This window comes from Rhodohalobacter sp. SW132, assembly GCF_003390325.1.
Classification (GTDB): Bacteria; Bacteroidota; Rhodothermia; order Balneolales; family Balneolaceae; genus SW132.
This window is the reverse complement of the sequence record NZ_QUOK01000001.1, coordinates 717,333-734,102: the sequence shown is the minus strand read 5'-3', so window position 1 is coordinate 734,102 and position 16,770 is coordinate 717,333. Positions and strand designations below refer to the sequence as shown.

General features: G+C 47.0%; 18 protein-coding genes. 9 read left to right on the top strand and 9 right to left on the bottom strand.

The genetic code is table 11. From position 1 onward, the window contains the following. Positions 1–61: 61 nt before the first annotated feature. The 4 genes from DYD21_RS03155 (at position 62) to DYD21_RS03140 (ending at position 3,442) form a co-directional block, all read left to right on the top strand. The gene (locus DYD21_RS03155) at positions 62–997 is read left to right on the top strand and encodes a cation diffusion facilitator family transporter (protein WP_116032198.1); all 936 of its coding nucleotides are present in this window, start codon (positions 62–64) and stop codon (positions 995–997) included. Positions 998–1,114: 117 nt separating this feature from the next. Beyond that, positions 1,115–1,810 (top strand): DUF4159 domain-containing protein, encoded by a 696-nt coding sequence (locus DYD21_RS03150; RefSeq protein WP_233505467.1) that lies wholly within the window; start codon positions 1,115–1,117, stop codon positions 1,808–1,810. A gap of 368 nt (positions 1,811–2,178) precedes the next feature. After that, entirely contained in the window at positions 2,179–2,976 is a 798-nt protein-coding gene (locus tag DYD21_RS03145; protein ID WP_116032194.1) for a 1-acyl-sn-glycerol-3-phosphate acyltransferase, read from the top strand. A gap of 196 nt (positions 2,977–3,172) precedes the next feature. After that, positions 3,173–3,442, top strand: a complete 270-nt coding sequence (locus DYD21_RS03140; RefSeq protein ID WP_116032190.1) for a hypothetical protein — start codon at positions 3,173–3,175, stop codon at positions 3,440–3,442. 189 nt (positions 3,443–3,631) lie between these two features. Here DYD21_RS03140 and DYD21_RS03135 read toward each other — a convergent pair whose 3' ends face one another. Beyond that, positions 3,632–3,967 carry a TraR/DksA C4-type zinc finger protein gene (locus tag DYD21_RS03135; RefSeq protein WP_116032186.1) on the bottom strand — a complete coding sequence of 112 codons (336 nt, stop codon included), beginning with the start codon at positions 3,965–3,967 and terminating at the stop codon, positions 3,632–3,634. 131 nt (positions 3,968–4,098) lie between these two features. Between DYD21_RS03135 and DYD21_RS03130 the strand changes: the two genes are divergently transcribed. From DYD21_RS03130 to DYD21_RS03115, 4 genes are all read left to right on the top strand, one after another. Beyond that, the gene (locus DYD21_RS03130; protein ID WP_116032182.1) at positions 4,099–5,673 is read left to right on the top strand and encodes an amidohydrolase family protein; all 1,575 of its coding nucleotides are present in this window, start codon (positions 4,099–4,101) and stop codon (positions 5,671–5,673) included. Between the two features lie 8 nt (positions 5,674–5,681). Then, entirely contained in the window at positions 5,682–7,232 is a 1,551-nt protein-coding gene (locus DYD21_RS03125) for an amidohydrolase family protein (protein WP_116032178.1), read from the top strand. A 42-nt stretch (positions 7,233–7,274) separates the two neighbouring features. Next, the gene (locus DYD21_RS03120; RefSeq protein WP_116032175.1) at positions 7,275–8,141 is read left to right on the top strand and encodes a mechanosensitive ion channel family protein; all 867 of its coding nucleotides are present in this window, start codon (positions 7,275–7,277) and stop codon (positions 8,139–8,141) included. 242 nt (positions 8,142–8,383) lie between these two features. Beyond that, positions 8,384–8,866: a hypothetical protein gene (locus tag DYD21_RS03115; RefSeq protein WP_233505466.1), complete on the top strand. Its 483-nt coding sequence runs from the start codon at positions 8,384–8,386 to the stop codon at positions 8,864–8,866. 19 nt (positions 8,867–8,885) lie between these two features. On the opposite strand, the gene DYD21_RS03110 is transcribed toward DYD21_RS03115, so the two are convergent. Further along, positions 8,886–9,344, bottom strand: coding sequence for a GNAT family N-acetyltransferase (locus DYD21_RS03110; RefSeq protein ID WP_116032169.1), 459 nt, complete (start codon positions 9,342–9,344; stop codon positions 8,886–8,888). Between the two features lie 56 nt (positions 9,345–9,400). Here DYD21_RS03110 and DYD21_RS03105 point away from each other — a divergent pair, with 56 nt between their 5' ends. After that, complete coding sequence (locus DYD21_RS03105; RefSeq protein ID WP_147303480.1) at positions 9,401–9,853, top strand: DUF4174 domain-containing protein; 453 nt, start codon at positions 9,401–9,403, stop codon at positions 9,851–9,853. A gap of 5 nt (positions 9,854–9,858) precedes the next feature. On the opposite strand, the gene DYD21_RS03100 is transcribed toward DYD21_RS03105, so the two are convergent. The 7 genes from DYD21_RS03100 to DYD21_RS03070 all read right to left on the bottom strand — a co-directional run bounded on the left by DYD21_RS03100 (position 9,859) and on the right by DYD21_RS03070 (position 16,533). Then, entirely contained in the window at positions 9,859–11,031 is a 1,173-nt protein-coding gene (locus DYD21_RS03100; protein WP_116032162.1) for a hypothetical protein, read from the bottom strand. 133 nt (positions 11,032–11,164) lie between these two features. After that, positions 11,165–11,905 carry an ABC transporter ATP-binding protein gene (locus DYD21_RS03095; RefSeq protein ID WP_116032158.1) on the bottom strand — a complete coding sequence of 247 codons (741 nt, stop codon included), beginning with the start codon at positions 11,903–11,905 and terminating at the stop codon, positions 11,165–11,167. Positions 11,906–12,041: 136 nt separating this feature from the next. Further along, positions 12,042–13,259 (bottom strand): FtsX-like permease family protein, encoded by a 1,218-nt coding sequence (locus DYD21_RS03090; protein WP_116032155.1) that lies wholly within the window; start codon positions 13,257–13,259, stop codon positions 12,042–12,044. A gap of 8 nt (positions 13,260–13,267) precedes the next feature. After that, positions 13,268–13,690, bottom strand: coding sequence for an endonuclease domain-containing protein (locus tag DYD21_RS03085; RefSeq protein WP_116032150.1), 423 nt, complete (start codon positions 13,688–13,690; stop codon positions 13,268–13,270). An 82-nt stretch (positions 13,691–13,772) separates the two neighbouring features. Further along, positions 13,773–14,990, bottom strand: coding sequence for an FtsX-like permease family protein (locus DYD21_RS03080; protein WP_116032146.1), 1,218 nt, complete (start codon positions 14,988–14,990; stop codon positions 13,773–13,775). Between the two features lie 123 nt (positions 14,991–15,113). After that, positions 15,114–15,893: an outer membrane lipoprotein-sorting protein gene (locus DYD21_RS03075; protein WP_116032142.1), complete on the bottom strand. Its 780-nt coding sequence runs from the start codon at positions 15,891–15,893 to the stop codon at positions 15,114–15,116. A gap of 142 nt (positions 15,894–16,035) precedes the next feature. Then, complete coding sequence (locus DYD21_RS03070) at positions 16,036–16,533, bottom strand: GbsR/MarR family transcriptional regulator (protein ID WP_116032140.1); 498 nt, start codon at positions 16,531–16,533, stop codon at positions 16,036–16,038. Positions 16,534–16,770 lie beyond the last annotated feature (237 nt).

Genomic DNA, 16,770 nt, shown 5'->3' with positions numbered 1-16,770 from the left:
TGGTAATTTACAGTCTGCCTGAGTACTATTTTCTTTTCATCCACTAAGATTCTCAGAACCGATGGCAACTTTCGACGAAGTAAAACGAGCACTGCTTATCAGCCTGTTTGTTTCGCTTTTCTCGCTCTCCCTGAAGATTGCAGCTTTTGTCATCACAGATTCCACTGCGGCGTTGTCTGATGCTGCCGAATCGGTGGTTCATCTTTTTGCCGTATTATTTGTGGTGTATGGGTATTATTTGAGTATTAAACCGGCCGATGAAGACCATCATTACGGGCACGAGCGGGTGGAGTTTTTATCAGTCGGAGCGGAGGGAGCCATCATCATCGTTGCCGGGCTTTCTATTCTCTACCATGCGTTCGAGAGCATGATCACCGGTATCGAAATTGTGAACATGGGCGCCGGTATCATCCTGCTGGTAGCGGCTGCGCTGATCAACCTGGTTCTTGGAAGCTACGTCCTGCGGATAGGACGTAAACACGATAACATGATCGCCGTCAGTAACGGAAAACACACGCTTACCGATGTATGGACAAGCGGCGGTGTTGTGATAGCGCTTGTGATCATACATTTTACCGGGTGGCTTTTTATTGATGTGATTGTCAGCCTGCTGATTGCCGGATACATCATGTATGAGGCGTACAAACTGCTCAGCTTCTCGGTAAAAGGGCTGATGGATACCCGTAACCCATCGGCCGATAGTGCGCTGACCCGCGTACTGAATGAGCAGCTCCCGGATAAAGCCAACGGGTGGCACCATCTTCGCCATCGCACATCCGGCAACACTACCTGGATTGAGTTTCATCTTGTTTTTGATGATGAAATCAACCTGAAAGATGCCCACGATGAAGCCACAATCCTTGAAAGAAAACTGATTGACTCCTTAAAGACCGATGCCATCATCACCATCCACCTGGAACCGGACGAAGCGCATGACGAATCGCATACCATTCTGAAAGGGGCAAACAAAAAGAAAGACCTGGATGAATTTGCGTGATCAGAATGCAGGAGTCAGATTTCAGAAGAGAAGAAATAGCAATTTCCGGTTCATTGTTGTGATAAAATAATATATTAAAGGATGGCACGTAATGTAGTGCCGAGCAATCTCTGAATTTTGATTTCTGACCCCCTGACGTTCGTGAAAAACCTTTTAGCACTACTCGTTTTTCTTCTCCCATTTGTTCTTGTTCCCATTCTTGAAGCTCAGGATAACGGCGATTTCAAAATTGCGCGGGTTCAGTATCGTGGTGGGGGCGACTGGTATAGCTCACCTACAGCACTTACCAATCTCGCGCGCTACGCCCGTGAAAATCATCCCATCAGCATCAGCACGCGGTATGATGATGTTCAGCTCGGCAGCCGTGATATTTTTAACTATCCATTTCTATTCATAACCGGCCACGGCAACATCACGGTGAATGATTCCGAAATGGAAAATCTTCGCCGATACCTTGAAAACGGCGGTTTTCTGCATGTAGATGATGATTACGGCATGGATGAGTATGTGCGCCCAATTTTACAGCGGATTTTCCCGGATGAGGAGCTGATTGAACTCCCGGCAGATCACCCCATCTATAGCAATGTTTACTCATTCCCGGAGGGGCGTCCGCCAAAAGTTCACGAACACGACGGGCTTCCGCCCCAGGCATTCGGACTCTTTCACAACGGCCGGATGGTGCTGCTCTACACATACGAATCGAATCCGTCAGACGGCTGGGCTTACGATCAGCATAGCAATCCGCAGCACATCACAGATGCAGCGCTTCAGTTTGGAGTGAACATGCTGATGTATGTTTTCAACTCTCCATGATACCCTGTCACAACTGTCCAAAATGCTGAAATCTAACCTGGCAATACTTCGATATAAATGATTTAGATTTTTTTATTCTCGGTAGCGATTCGCAAAGTACTCCGCCGAGCTGCGATATTTGGACAGTAGCCTATCTGCGGAACTCAGCGATTATATCAGCGAACCTCTGCGATGGAATGATGAGGATTGATTTTATTTATGGTATATAATCCGTCATTATCCTCTTAAAACAGATGCTTTTGCAAACTTCAAAATTATTTTGGACAACTATGATATCCTGTAAACCAGCGCTGACAATCGGTCTCTAAATATGCTATATTTGCCGGATACAGCTGAAACAGAGAATCAGGAATATTCTGAATTGTATTATGAGAAAGGTTATCGCTTATCTGAAATTGGGAACACTTACAGTTTTTACACTGATATTTTGGTCCATTTACATGATAGTTCTCGGACTGATCAAACTCACTCCCTTCCGCTACGAAAGATGGCGAAATTTCTTCATGCGTAACTGGAGCCGTGCTGCCGCACTGATATTTAATATTCGTGTAAAAGCCGAGGGAAAACCGCCAAAAGCTCCTTTTTTTATAGTGTGTAACCATATGGGGTATCTTGATATCATACCGCTTTACCTCCAATTGCGCTGTACGTTTGTAGCAAAAAAAGAGGTGAGGAGCTGGCCGATTCTTGGAAAGATGGTAGATTCTGTCGGTGTGATTTTTGTTGATAGAAATCGACGAACGGATGTAAAACGAGTAAATGAACTGATCACAAATTCGCTGAATGAATTCCAGGGACTGATTGTATTTCCCGAAGGCACGTCTACCGGCGGATACGAAGTAAAAGATTTCCACGCGTCACTGCTACAGTATCCTGCGGCAACCAACCGTCCGGTTTACGCCGCTTCCCTGCACTACGAAACAGCACCGAAAGACCCTCCTGCTGTGGATAGCGTTTGCTTCTTCGGCGGACGTGAATCGTTTGGCAGTCATGTAGTCAAATTTGCACAAAACAGGCGAACCGACTGCACCATCCGTTTCCGGGAAGAGACCATTCAGTCAGACGACCGAAAAGAACTCGCCGTTAAACTTCACGACGCGGTAGCAGAAATCTTTACCCCCACCTCTGTGAAACCGGAACAAGAGATTGCTGAGGTTGGCGAATAAGTGAGGTAATATGAATTGGTTTTCTTTTTGTGCTCAAGAAAATCAGATCCGGAATTATTGGAACCATAACACTCCCAAACCGGAATATTTCACCAACGGAACCATTGCACGTCCAAAACCGATTCTGTTTCTGTAAATATGCAGTAAGACCTTGCAGCACACTGCAAACTCATCAACAAAACTGACAGAAATAGTTATGGACTATAAAAAGAAATGGTGGCGTCACTCGGTAATTGGTGTGACGCTTGTTGGGCTTGGAATCAATTTTATCGGGGAAGCAATAATCATCAAAGGGAATAGCCCGGCAGAGTTCGACCTTGGCCATATGGCACTCTGGTTCTGGATCGGGTTGTTTGGCCTCGTGGCGATCAATGCAGGAATCTCGTTTGTGGGTGATGCTGTAAAGCAGCGAATCTACCTGGAGATGGAAAATGGAGAAGCACCCGTTTCAAAGAATTCCGGTTGATGGTTTCATCACATTGAATTCTTACTTCTACGGCCCCAAACATCCGGAAGTCACAAAAATCCAATTGCATGCATTAAGCTCTCGAACAATTTCTGCAACTGAAGTTTTTAAAGACACCACGGTTTTCATTCTATCAGCGGCCCCGCGACACTGCGGTTCCATCACCTGACAGCGATCTCTATAGCACCATCATCTCCCCGAGCACTGAACGCACCGTGTGGTATAGGGCATAATTTTTAACCGCCCGAACGGGATCTCATTTCCGCACTTCAGGCAGGTGCCAAGTTTGTCTTCTTCATCTCTCTCCTGCGCACGCTCCAGCTTTTGCAGAGTCCGTTTTTTCTCGCGTAATGCTTTCTCATTGATCGCCTTGTTGTTTATCGCATCCATCCGGGAGAGGCGGCCGATAGAGGCGTCCAGTGAAACCGGCTTTGTTAATTCCGTGAGCTCAATGATCTCTTCCTTTATCGAGTGGATGTGTTCACCGATCAGGATCTTGAGCTCGTTTTTCTCAGATTCAGTCATGGACTGTTTTTTTACAAATATACCAAATAATCATCTCGTTGTTGAAAATGGTTTCCAATCCGTATCATTGCAGATGCTCAGCCGCTTCTGTATTATCCTGCCAGCGATCACTTTTAACCAGTTACCCGATTATGATTCAAAATCTTTTGCGATCTGCTCTGCTTTTTCTCTCTCTGCTTCTCATTTCATGTACCGGCTCTGCAGATGACCGCACCTACGATCTGCTAATAACAAACGCCTCTATCGCCGACGGAACGGGAGGAGAAATCACACAGGGAAATATCCTGGTTCATAATGGAGTGATTGAAGCAGTAGGTGAGATTGATCCCGATCGCAGCAGAGTTACAACGGTGATTGATGCGGATGGACGAATCGTTTCTCCGGGTTTTATCGATACACACTCACACGGAAATCCGCTTGATACCCCGCGCTTTGATAATTTTCTTTCGATGGGAGTTACAACCGTCAGCCTGGGCCAGGATGGACGCAGCCCCGGCCTCGATGATGTAAACGCCTGGATGGATGAGGTGGATCAAACAGGAACCGGCCCGAATATCGTATACTTTGCCGGCCACAATTCGCTCCGGCAAGCGGTTGATGCGCCGCGAATAACGGGGCTTGACTCTTCATACATCGAAGAAATGCAGACGATCCTTCAGCGGGCGCTGGAAGCCGGCGCTTTTGGGTTAACAACCGGACTTGAGTACGATCACGGTACATTTGCGGATATGGATGAACTTGTTGCGCTTGCTGAACCGGTGGCGGATGCAGGCGCCCTGGTGATGAGCCATATGCGCAGCGAAGATGATGATGAAATTGAAGCGTCTGTAAGGGAACTGATCAGCCAGGGTCGCGGATCGGGTGCAAATGTTCACGCATCCCACATCAAGATTGTATTTGGGGATGATCCCGGACAGGCTGAATCGGTATTGGCTCTGATGGACGAAGCGCGCGAGGATGGTGTCCAAATTACGGCAGATGTTTATCCATATACAGCAAGTTTTACCGGCATAGCAATTGTATTTCCCGAGTGGGCACTGCCGCCAAACGATTTTGATGAGGTTGTAGAGAATCGCAGAGGTGAGCTGGCGGAATATCTCAGAAACCGGGTGAATCTCAGAAATGGTCCGGAAGCTACGCTTTTTGGAACGGATCCCTGGGCGGGAATGACACTCGCTGAAGTTGCCGATGAGCTGGACAAACCATTCGAAGATGTACTGATTGACGACATCGGCCCGCGCGGCGCAAGTGCAGCTTATTTTGTGATGGATGAAGAGGTAATGAAACGATTTATGCTTGATCCACACGTAATGATCAGTTCTGATGGCAGCCCAACCATGCGCCATCCGCGCGGATATGGAAGTTTTGCGAAAATTATTCGTCAGTATATAAACGAAGAGAACCTGATGCCGCTCGAAGAGGCGATCTACAAAATGAGCGGGCTTCCGGCCGAAACCCTGGGTCTGACGGATACCTCAAAAACAGACACTCCTCGCGGTTTGATTCGTGAAGGATTTGCTGCCGACCTTTTGATTTTTGATCCGGCCGATGTTCGGGATAACGCCACGTTTGAAGATCCTCATCAATATGCCGAAGGATTTGAGTGGGTGTTTGTAAACGGAACGGCCGTAATTGATGAAGGTGTGCTGAATCAAACATTGCCTGCAGGTGTCATTCGTCGAAAAATCAGCTCGAACTCATATTAAAAGATATCATGACCTCATCACTGCGCTTACTTTTTTGGATTCCGCTGCTGTGGATTGCTGTTTCCTGTTCAGGCCAGGAATATGATCTGCTGATAAAAAACGGATCAATCATCGATGGTAGCGGCTCTGAAGCATTTTCAGGCCATGTTCTTGTAAAGGATGGCATAATTGAAAAAGTTGGGGATTTTGATCCCGGTGATTTTACTGCAAAACAAACAATTGATGCTAACGGCCGTACGGTTTCGCCCGGATTTGTGGACGTTCATTCCAGGGGGGTGCCGCAGGAAACACCGCGGTTTGATAATTTTCTTTCCCAGGGCGTTACTACAATCACGCTTGGGCTCATCGGCAGAAGTCTGGGCGGAGAGGATGTTGCCGGTTGGATGGAAGAAGTTGATGACATATCAACCGGTCCCGGTGTGATACACTTAACAGGGCACAGTACGCTCCGAAACCTTACAGATTCACCCCGCAATTCCGAACCGAATGATGAATATCTGAGCCGGATGAAAGAAATTCTCTCTGAGTCGATGCGGGCAGGATCTTTCGGTCTTTCGTACGGACTCGAGTTTGAACCCGGAAGTTACGCAGGGATGCCGGAATTGGTGGCTCTCGCAAACACGGCTGCAGAAAACGGGGGAATGATCATGGGGCATGTAAGAAGTGAGGATGATGACCGAATTGAATCATCTGTAACCGAAATTTTGAATATTGCGCGTGAATCCGGAGCTCCGTTAAACATTTCCCATCTGAAAATTGTATATGCGGATGATCCTCAGCGGGCCGAAGATGTACTTGACTTGATGAATGAAGCGCGGGATGAAGGGCTCACCATCACGGCGGATCTATATCCCTACGTAGCCAGTTTTACAACAATCGGCATTATTTTTCCGGAGTGGGCGCGTCCGCCTAATGAATTCAGTGAAGTGGTGGAAAACCGCAGAGATGAGCTGGCTGAATATCTCAGAAACCGGGTGAATCTCAGAAACGGCCCTGAAGCTACACTCTTTGGCACGGAACCCTGGATCGGTCAAACCCTGGCCGATGTGGCAGAGGAACTGAACAAACCGTTTGAGGATGTATTGATTGATGATATTGGTCCGGAAGGTGCAAGCGCTGCCTATTTTGTGATGAATGAGGAGGTGATGAAGCGATTTTTAACCGATCCCTACGTGATGGTAAGCAGTGACGGCGGCCCGGAAATGCGTCATCCGCGCGGGTATGGAAGTTTTGCGCGAATTATTCGCCAGTATGTGAATGAAGAGAACCTGATGCCGCTCGAAGAAGCGATCTACAAAATGAGCGGACTTCCGGCCGAAACTTTGGGACTTACAGATTCATCAAAAACAGACATTCGCCGCGGTTTGATTCGTGAAGGTTTTGCAGCTGACTTGCTGATTTTTGATCCGGCCAATGTATGGGATAACGCCACGTTTGAAGATCCTCATCAATATGCCGAGGGATTTGAGTGGGTGTTTGTAAACGGCACAGCCGTAATTGATGAGGGTGTGCGGAACGATCAGCTGCCATCCGGGATCATCCGCCGAAAACAGCCGTAAAAGCTTCCGATCTTTTTTAAATCAAATTAGAGTTGATATCAAATGTTTGGTACATCAGAGATAAATCCTGACGCGTTCACCTTCTCAGCCCCGATCGCTAATTTGCTGATCAGTACGGTGATTCTGTTTCTCCTTGTAGCCATATTGCGCTACGTCACCGGAAGGTTCATTCGGCGAACTGTACCATCGCAGGATCTGCGCAGAAAGTGGATTGTTCAATCCCGAAACGGGTTGATTCTTCTGTTTGTACTGGGTTTGATCATTATCTGGGGCGAAGAATTGCGCACGCTGGCACTGTCGGTAGTGGCCATTGCAGTTGCACTTGTGGTTGCTACCAAAGAGCTGATCCTTTGTGTCTCCGGGTCGGTTCTGAAGTCGGGGGCGAGATCATTCAACATCGGTGACAGAATACAGATTAAAGACTTCAGGGGGGATGTAATTGATCAGAATCTTCTGGCTACGACGATTCTTGAAGTGGGTCCGGGAAAGCTCACACATCAGAGAACCGGACGGATGACCGTTATTCCAAACGCACTGTTTGTTTCGGAGCCACTGATTAATGAGAGTTTTACACACGATTATGTTCTGCATGTATTTACCGTTCCGTTTAAACGCGAGGACGACTGGATGAAGGCAAAAGAGGCTTTTCACAATTCTGCAGTTGACCACAGCAAAGAGTATATTTCGGAAGCCCGGAAATACATGGAGAAAATCAGTGATCAAAAGGGACTCGATATCCCGTCTGTGGAGCCACGGGTTCGAATTACAGTGCCGGCACCGGGCGAAATTCACCTGGTGATTCGTATTCCCACTAAACTTGAAGAACGGAGTTACATCGAGCAGGCGATCCTATTAGATGTTCTTGGGGGAAATGATTTTTCTAAAAAGAGTGAAAACAAAGTAGAGTAAACGATTTTATGAAATCCGATCCAAATCTTTACGAGTCTTGAAATAAAAATTTAAGGTATCGGAAGTAAGGTTTTAAGGGATAGAATTCGTGAGCAAATAATCTGTATAACCGTATATCTAAAATGGTTGAAACAAAGTAGTTTGCCAGGAGTTGAAGGTTTAGATGAGTATGCTTCCCGAATCCACAATATAAATTAATTGATGATTTCGATATTCATCCATTCAAGAATAAATTGCCAAAAATGAAAAGAAACAAACTACTCGCAGTATTCACTTTAGCATTCATGTTAACATTTCTGCAGTTGAATTCAGCACACGCTCAGGCGGATACTGGAAACGGCGGGAATGTTGGGATTGGCATTATGTTCGGTGAACCGACAGGCTTATCTGTTAAAGCGTGGACAAGCAGCCGAACAGCACTGAATATTGGTGCGGCCTGGTCACTTTCCGGCAGAAATGAGGCGATCCACCTCCATGCCGATTACCTGTTCCACTCCTGGTTTGGGGATGTTAATCGAGGGCAACTTGGGTTTTATTACGGTATTGGAGCCAGGGCGATATTTGCAGGTGATCCAACCGCCGGTGTAAGAATTCCGCTCGGCCTCAATTACGTATTCGAAAACAGCCCGTTCGATCTTTTTGTTGAAGCGGTACCGATCCTGGATCTCACTCCGGATACCGAGTTTGCGGGCAACGGCGCATTTGGCATCCGTTACTATTTTTGAGTTTAAAGGAGATTATAATTCAAGTGATCTCTTCAAACATTTTGTAATGCGTCTCTTTCATCCCAAGACTTAGATACGTTTGCTGAGCAACGGTGTTCTCTTTTTCAACATATAGCCGAAACCCGCAGACGGTTTCGGCCTGATCCGCCAGTTGTTTCACCTTCTCGTACATCGCACGGTAAACACCACGCCTGCGAAATTCCGGAATCACATACACGCTTTGGATCCACCAGAAGAGTCCGTTTCGCCAGTCGCTCCACTCTTTGGTAACCATCAATGACCCGATTATTTCATCACCTGACTCTGCGACAAGGTAAAATCCGTATTCGGGGTGATCAAACAACGCTTTTACTCCGGGTTCAATCCCATCTCTTTCGAGCTTCTTCTGTTCCGTCTCCATCGCCATTGCAATATTAAACTCTGCAATTGATTCGGCATCATCAGCCGTTGCTTTTCGTATCGAAATCCGGTTTTTCATTAAGGAGGAATGGTTTTATGATAGGTTATGGTTGAAGAAGGAAAACCAACAGGCCCGTGAAAAGTTCAGCCCTGATCGTAATCCTATTATTATCTGCAATTGAGATGTCATCATCAACAACAGATCCGATTGATTTGAACCTGAGTGAGTACCGCTGGGAAAACCGGGTGATACTTCTCTTTGCAACGGACAGTGCGGATGAGCATTACCATCGACAGGCTGAACTTCTGAAATCTGAAACGGCCGGAATGGCCGATCGTGATTTGATGGTTGTGTCGGTTTTCACAGAAGGGGAATCGCACCTGGATGGGAGAAGAATCACGGACAGAAGTGCAGACCGGCTTCGAAACAGATACTGGGATGAATCTGATACGTTCACTTTTATTTTACTCGGGAAAGACGGGGGTGTAAAAATTCGGGCCGTCGAGATTGTTGAGATTGACCAGCTATTTGGACGGATCGACAGTATGCCGATGAGGCAGAGGGAGATACGGAATAACGGGAAATAATGCGTTTAGAAATTCCATTTTACCGAGCCCGCAACCACACTTCCGGCATTGGCAAACACGGAATCATCACTGCCGATAAACAGCTGTGACAGAAGGTTCACATCTACATTCTGCGTAAGCGAATGTGTGATCGATGGTGAGATGAAAACAGCCCGTTCATCAGGATACCAGATTGTAGCCAGTGTTCCGTTCCAGACCGGTGAAAAGGGATAACTCCCTGACCCAGTGAACTGAAATCGTGAAAAGGAGGGATTGTCGGCTGATAATGGTTCACCCAGAAGCTGAAACTGATCTTGCCCGCCATCCTTGTTATAGAGGCCTTCCACAACCAGAAACAGGCTGTTATCAAACATATGATCCCCGGAAAGTGCAACAACGAGATTGGATTTGCGATTACCGGCCAGGTTTTCTTCCAGGTCCGTAAAGAGCATCACCTCTCCCTTAAAACCGGACTGTCGGATACTGCCGGCCCAGCCCCCGCCCACCCCCAGCCGGTTGCGGTAGTAGCCGGTGATGAATTGCACATCATAACTTCTCGTATTAAATCCATAAAGTGCCGCGACCACAGAATTTTTCATCTCCCGCGCCGGACTGAACGCCACCTCCACACGCGATGCCCAGTCGATGAAATGCTGAATTCGGACAGCATCGGCGCCGGGGCGCTCGGGATAATCAAACTCATAAAATGAGTAGATATTGAACAGGTCGTTCGGGTTGGTCACCATGTTGATCCCCCAGTTAATTCGCTGACGGCCCACCGTTACCCGCCAGTTGTCATTGTACCAGTCGAGATTCAGGCGGTCGGGGATGTAGTGTATCAAAAAGTTATCCTGATCTGCGATAACCCATGATAAATCTGCATAACCATCATCGATATCAATCAGATCTGCATAGGATAATCCCGGAATATCATTCAGGTCGCTGACAAGATCACCGGCAAAAAACCGGGTTCTCATTTGCCAGTTAAACGTCAAGCTCGAAGAAACATCATACCGAATATTCAGCCTGTTCTGCAGGCGGTATTCCCAGAAAGAGTCGCGATCAAAAGGTTCTGGCAGATCTGCATGGATCCAAACGGGCATCCCCTGCACATATCCGCTGATACGCAGGTTGTCGGTCTGGGCGTGTGTGGTTGTGGCCCAGAGGGAGAGGATTAGTATGAGGGTTAGGTATTTCATTTATGAGAGAAATATTCAATGTGAGTTCGGGATATTAACTGCTTCAGGAGTGTCCCTCCGCCAGCTGGTGGAGGGCAATGGGGGATGAAAAGTTGGGTACACAAAGCTAAAAAATGAATATTTCAGCCGTATCTTAACTCAGTGAATCATCCCCCTGCTCGCTCCGCTCGCTTTCCCCCTTCGAAGGGGGACTCTTCTTCTCATCCTTATCAATCGCGCCATCAACCATCGTAATCACCCGCCTCGCCCGGTCAATCACGCGCTGGTCGTGGGTGGAGAAGATAAAGGTGACGTTTTCCTCCTGGTTCATCTTTTCCATCATGTCGAGCAGATTCATGGCGGAGTCGGTGTCGAGGTTGGCGGTGGGTTCATCGGCGAGAATAAACTTTGGCCGTGAAGCAAGTGCCCGCGCTACAGCCACCCGCTGCTGCTCGCCGCCTGAAAGCTGCTTGGGACGGGAGTTGAATTTTTTACTAAGTCCCATTGCCGTCAGCAGTTCTTCCGACCGCTCTTTCATCTCTGCTTTATCGCGCTTTTGAAGAAGCATAATGAACGATACGTTTTCATACGCGGTGAAAACCGGAATCAGGTTATACGCCTGGAACACAAACCCGATATTATTCAGCCGGAAGTTAATCAGCTCACGGTCTTTCATACCGGTGATTCGTGTGCCGTCTATCTCTACAAACCCTTCAGTGGGTACGTCGAGGCCGCCGATCATATTCAAAAGTGTAGTCTTCCCGGAACCCGAGGGTCCACGCACCGTTGTAAATTCGCCCTCTTCAAATTCAAGGCTCACATCACGAAGCGCATGCACGGGAACTGTATCAGGATTGTAGACTTTTGAGAGGTTGTGGGTTGCTATGATTGCCATGGTTTTCAGTTTTACAGTGTCAACAGTTTATCAGTGTGTCAGGGATCAGTGTGCCAGTGTCATCAATTTTAGAGTGTGTCATGAAGCTCTGTAAATGATTCTGACACACTGTTGACACTGACAAACTGCACTACTTTTACTCCCTTACCACCTCCCCCGGATTCAGCCTCAACGCCTTGAACGCCGGGTAAATAGCAGCAAGGAGTGCGGTGATCACTACTAGGGTTATGGTTGTGATATAATCATTAGTATAGGCGATGGGATAAACGACGGCATCGTAACCAAACTCTGCCATAGATTCACCTCCCACTGCGGTCATATCAATTCCTTTTTCTCCAAGGTATTCCAGTGTTAACCAGGCCAGAAGCAGCCCGCCGGCCGCCCCGGTCAGAGTCAGGATAACAGACTCCAGCATGATCATAAAAAATACCCGCATCTTGTTCATCCCGATGGCCAGCAGCATACCAAGTTCGCGCATGCGTTCAAAGATGGCCATCAGCATGGTATTGAGAATTCCGAACGCAAGTGCCAGCATAATTACGGCCATGATGTACACGATCAGTCCGCCACCCATATCGGTGATATACCGGAGCTCGGGAGAGAGTTCATACCAGGATTCCGCTGTAATATTTTCGAATTCGTTGTTGATATCGCCGGTAACCGCATCACTGAGATCTTCATCCTGAAGCATCACTGCGATTTCATGGAAGACTGCATCTCCGAGCAGTTCCTGTAAATCCTCATTACGCACAAACACATTCCGTTCATCATACGGATTAGACGCCGTGCGGAACAGACCCGAAATAGTAAATGAGCCCGAGGTGATCTCATTATCCAGATCCTGGAATGTGAGTACGATACGATTTCCAACCTCAACATTGAGTTTATCAGCAAGCCTTTCCCCCAGCAGCACTGGATTTCGGAGTTCACTGTCGAGATAATCACCCTCTGTCAGGTTTTCGTGGAAGGTGGTTGTTGCACGTTCACGATCGGTTTGCACGCCCCGGATCTGTACGCCTGAAGATGTAAGCGGTGATTGTATCATACCATCAGTCAGTGTGCGGGCCGACCATGAGTTCACACGAGCATCCCTATCAAGGAATGTGAAAATATCGTCCGGATTTTCAATATACATCCATGGTTCTCTTTCGGTAAGATACTCCGGATGGTGAATTTGGGCATGGGTGATTTCCTCCTGGATCATATTCACAAAACGCTGATGAATCCAGCCGTTGGTAAGTGCCGAAACCAGGATTCCGGCCCAAAGCCCCGCAATAATCGCCATGATCAGCACACCGCTCCGCGCCGGATGCCTCCAGATGTTTCGCCATGATATGGATAAGAGCATTTTCATATTTTAGCTTAGCGTGTTGAAGAGGAATTCAGCGAGTTCCCCCTTCGAAGGGGGACAGGGGGATGATCCTCAATCCATGATTCAATGACCCTTTCTACATTCCTGATATCATGTAAAATCTCCTCATCTGTAAATCTAATAACGATAAAGCCCAGTTCTTCAAGTTTACTCTGTCTTGATTGATCCAATACCCATTGTTCCTCCCACTCGTGTGTATATCCATCAACTTCAATAATCAGCATCAATTCTTTACACATGAAATCAGCAATGAAAAACAGAACAGGACGTTGTCGCAAAAATGTATACCCATACATCTGCCTGCCACGCAAAACCTCGTTCCATAGGTTCACTTCAGCCTTAGTGGCTTGCTTACGAAGCCGGCGTGCAAATTCTTTTAATTTTTTGTTGTAATACAGGTTTGAACTGTTCATTTGTCCAATAATCTAAATTCGGGAGATCATCCCCCCAGCCCCCTTCAAAGGGGGAGTTTTCGAGGTTTTATCTTTAATAACATCAAGCTCGTGACGCTTCCAAAATTTTCAGGGTTAAGATTTTAATTGTGGGATATAAACAGATGATGGTTGTAAGGATGAAAACCATCAGCCCCTGCCAGAGAAAAATATCCGGAGCAATAGCAGTCGGCATGATGGGTTCAATACCAAATTCGGCAACCACTTCTTCCATGTCACCTCCCAGTTCAATCGGGTTGAAATAAAAATAGAGAATGGGGAAAATGCCCAGAGCATAACCTGCCAGCACGCCCATTATGGTGATAAAAAAGGTTTCGATGAAGACCACGAATGCGAGCTTAATGCGCTGCATTCCCACTGACAAAAGGATGCCAAATTCCCTCATCCTTTCAAGGGTCATGGTCAGGATAGTGCCGAAGATGCCAAAACCGATCACCACATAAAGAATTCCCATCATCAGGCGTGATTGTGCCTGGTCAAACTCAAGGGCTTCCACCAATTCCGGTATCAGCTCACGCCATGTAAAAACAGCTAATTCTTCATTTTCAAGTTCGGATCTCAGTTGGCGGGCAATCGATTCGGTGTCGCGTACGCGGTTGGGTGTAACAAGCAATGCGGTTATGTGATCATCTGCAGAGAGAAGCCATTGTGCATCGGGCAGCGAGAGATAGACAAGCTGGTTGTTCATCTCACGGGTGGGATGGCGCAGAAGTCCGGATATTTCATACAGCCCGGATGCGGTCATCCCAAACCGGCCCTGACCGAGCAAAACCAGGGAATCTCCCACAGCAAGGTTGAGCCGGTTGGCCAATCCTTCGGTTACAACCGCGGTTCCATCACCCGGTTCAAAAAAGCGCCCTTCTGTCAGGCGATCTTTCAGGTCGTTAAGCTGGTCTTCCCGGTCAACATCAATACCCATCACAATAGCCCCACGCGTTACCTCGGCGCCGGCGGCCAGCATAAAGGTTTCAATTCGGGGGATGGTATACTCAACCGGTTCAAGTCCGGTTACCTGGTCTGACAAAGAATCATCATAATAAAAAGCGTTATCGAGAGAAGGCTCATCTTCAAACCGGTAATCCTGTACCTGGATATAGCCGGTGTGAAAGCGGGTCATGTTATCGATCATCACATCATGCGCACCCCGCTCGAGCGACTCCAGGAACAAGGCAAAAACCACGGCAAACATCACCGAACTGACGGTAATCAGCGTCCGCCGCTTGTTCCTCCAGATATTTCGCCAGGCTAGTTTTAGGTACATGGTTTCAGTATATCAGGGCTGCAGTTTTTCAGTGTGTCATCATATTTACAAGTGAAAAGGCAAAAGATAAAAGTGAAAAATGTTCGATATAAAATTTTTCACTTTTCCGTTTTTACTTTTCACTCACCTTACTCTCCTCATATTCTGCTGTGTAAAAAACGATTCACTCAAATCAACATCAAATTCCAAGTTTCGGTATTCCATAACTGTTTGATGATCTGGTTTGTCGGCCGGGGTGAGCGTCATTTTTGCAGGGAATGTCCTGCCCCCCATTTCCCCGATTTCCGAAAATTCTATGGTATTTGCCAACTCATCACGCTGATCGTAATTCTCTACTTTTAACTGGATATAATGCTTCTTATCGACCCACATCAGGACCTTGCCGTAGACTATCGGGGTGTCGGGTTTCGGGATGAGTTCGAGAACCCAGGCATCGCGGCCGTTGTACTCTTCTTCGCGCAGAATTCTGTGTTCGTAATCATCCACTGTGGAGCTTTCCCGAACCAGGTCATCGTTGGTGAAATCGGAGCCCATCCACGACTGGGACATCATCGACGGGGGCATCTTTATAGTTCGGTCGATGTTGGGAACGTAGTTCCAGATCTCGTTCCGGCGCTTCAGGTAGGTTGTGCCCTGATCACGGGCAGGAGCGGTTATCAGAATAAGTGAAAAGTCTTCGCCCAGCGACCACGCTTTCATGCTGATATCACGGGTGTAGCGGGGGCGTTCAATGGTCATGGTCATTTCGGCCACGCTCGATTCACCGCGCATTACCTCCTCCATCCGGTCAATGATTTCGGTGGCATTTTGGGCTGCTGCCTTAAAGGGTATGGTGAGCCCTATCGTAATAAATATGAACAGTAGTATTAATGCCGGGTAGTATTCTCTCAGCTTTGATTTCATATCCTTCACCCCATATTTGGAAGAACATCGCGGTTATTATTTGTATTGGTTATCGAGCTCCTCGATAAAATGCCGAACCCACGTGTCAATTTTCTGGTCCATTTGCCGAAATACCATCGCTAATTTCTCAAAAATCGCATCGTTATTTCTCCCGCTTTTCATATTCAGACCTCTTCTTTTTTATGATTTCTTTTTTATTCTTTTCCCACTCTTCAAGAGTCTCATCAATCTGATCACCAATCCAGCTGTAGAAGGTTGAAATTTCAAGCAGCCATTCGGAAACATCATCTTCGCGATTCTTCAGGCTTCTTCCTTCTACGAGGGTTTTTGCAAATTGTTCGAATAATTTAGTTCTGGCTTTCAGGATACTTCCAACCCTGTCTTTACTCAACCTGTAATAGGTTTTACGGTCTCCGGGAAGTGAAACCTGCTCGATCAGCCCGGCATTCAGCAGTTGTGATGAAGTTCCGCTGATACTGCCTTTACTGGCATTTAGTGCTTCTTTAATATCATTAAAGGAGGCAGCATCTTTGTCGTTCACAACGAGATATCCGAAAAAACGGCCGGACATTCTCGTCATGCCAAAAGCCTCGAACATCAACCCGGTGTTTTCTATGTATTCCAATTTCTTTTTGTTCATACTGAAAGATAAAACTAAAGTTCATTAGGTTCAACAATTAATGAACTAAATGAACGTCAAAAGATCAGAATTGTTCCCGGGCAGTTAATATTTTTCCTTCACGAATTCTTGGGGCAAGCTGCACAGAAAGAGTCACTTCGGACTTTAAGCCGCTCATTTTTAGGAGTTACCAGAAGAGGGTAGATCTCCACTCAATGCGAAAGGCTTACTGAAAAGGGGAATGGATAAGCACAATGG

Excerpts from the sequence above, each read along its gene's own strand:
- DYD21_RS03080 (WP_116032146.1), bottom strand. The coding sequence starts at position 14,990 with ATGTACCTAAAACTAGCCTGGCGAAATATCTGGAGGAACAAGCGGCGG.
- DYD21_RS03145 (WP_116032194.1), top strand. The coding sequence starts at position 2,179 with ATGAGAAAGGTTATCGCTTATCTGAAATTGGGAACACTTACAGTTTTT.
- DYD21_RS03115 (WP_233505466.1), top strand. The coding sequence starts at position 8,384 with ATGAAAAGAAACAAACTACTCGCAGTATTCACTTTAGCATTCATGTTA.
- DYD21_RS03135 (WP_116032186.1), bottom strand. The coding sequence starts at position 3,967 with ATGACTGAATCTGAGAAAAACGAGCTCAAGATCCTGATCGGTGAACAC.
- DYD21_RS03085 (WP_116032150.1), bottom strand. The coding sequence starts at position 13,690 with ATGAACAGTTCAAACCTGTATTACAACAAAAAATTAAAAGAATTTGCA.
- DYD21_RS03155 (WP_116032198.1), top strand. The coding sequence starts at position 62 with ATGGCAACTTTCGACGAAGTAAAACGAGCACTGCTTATCAGCCTGTTT.
- DYD21_RS03095 (WP_116032158.1), bottom strand. The coding sequence starts at position 11,905 with ATGGCAATCATAGCAACCCACAACCTCTCAAAAGTCTACAATCCTGAT.
- DYD21_RS03120 (WP_116032175.1), top strand. The coding sequence starts at position 7,275 with ATGTTTGGTACATCAGAGATAAATCCTGACGCGTTCACCTTCTCAGCC.
- DYD21_RS03130 (WP_116032182.1), top strand. The coding sequence starts at position 4,099 with ATGATTCAAAATCTTTTGCGATCTGCTCTGCTTTTTCTCTCTCTGCTT.
- DYD21_RS03100 (WP_116032162.1), bottom strand. The coding sequence starts at position 11,031 with ATGAAATACCTAACCCTCATACTAATCCTCTCCCTCTGGGCCACAACC.
- DYD21_RS03140 (WP_116032190.1), top strand. The coding sequence starts at position 3,173 with ATGGACTATAAAAAGAAATGGTGGCGTCACTCGGTAATTGGTGTGACG.
- DYD21_RS03075 (WP_116032142.1), bottom strand. The coding sequence starts at position 15,893 with ATGAAATCAAAGCTGAGAGAATACTACCCGGCATTAATACTACTGTTC.
- DYD21_RS03110 (WP_116032169.1), bottom strand. The coding sequence starts at position 9,344 with ATGAAAAACCGGATTTCGATACGAAAAGCAACGGCTGATGATGCCGAA.
- DYD21_RS03070 (WP_116032140.1), bottom strand. The coding sequence starts at position 16,533 with ATGAACAAAAAGAAATTGGAATACATAGAAAACACCGGGTTGATGTTC.
- DYD21_RS03125 (WP_116032178.1), top strand. The coding sequence starts at position 5,682 with ATGACCTCATCACTGCGCTTACTTTTTTGGATTCCGCTGCTGTGGATT.
- DYD21_RS03090 (WP_116032155.1), bottom strand. The coding sequence starts at position 13,259 with ATGAAAATGCTCTTATCCATATCATGGCGAAACATCTGGAGGCATCCG.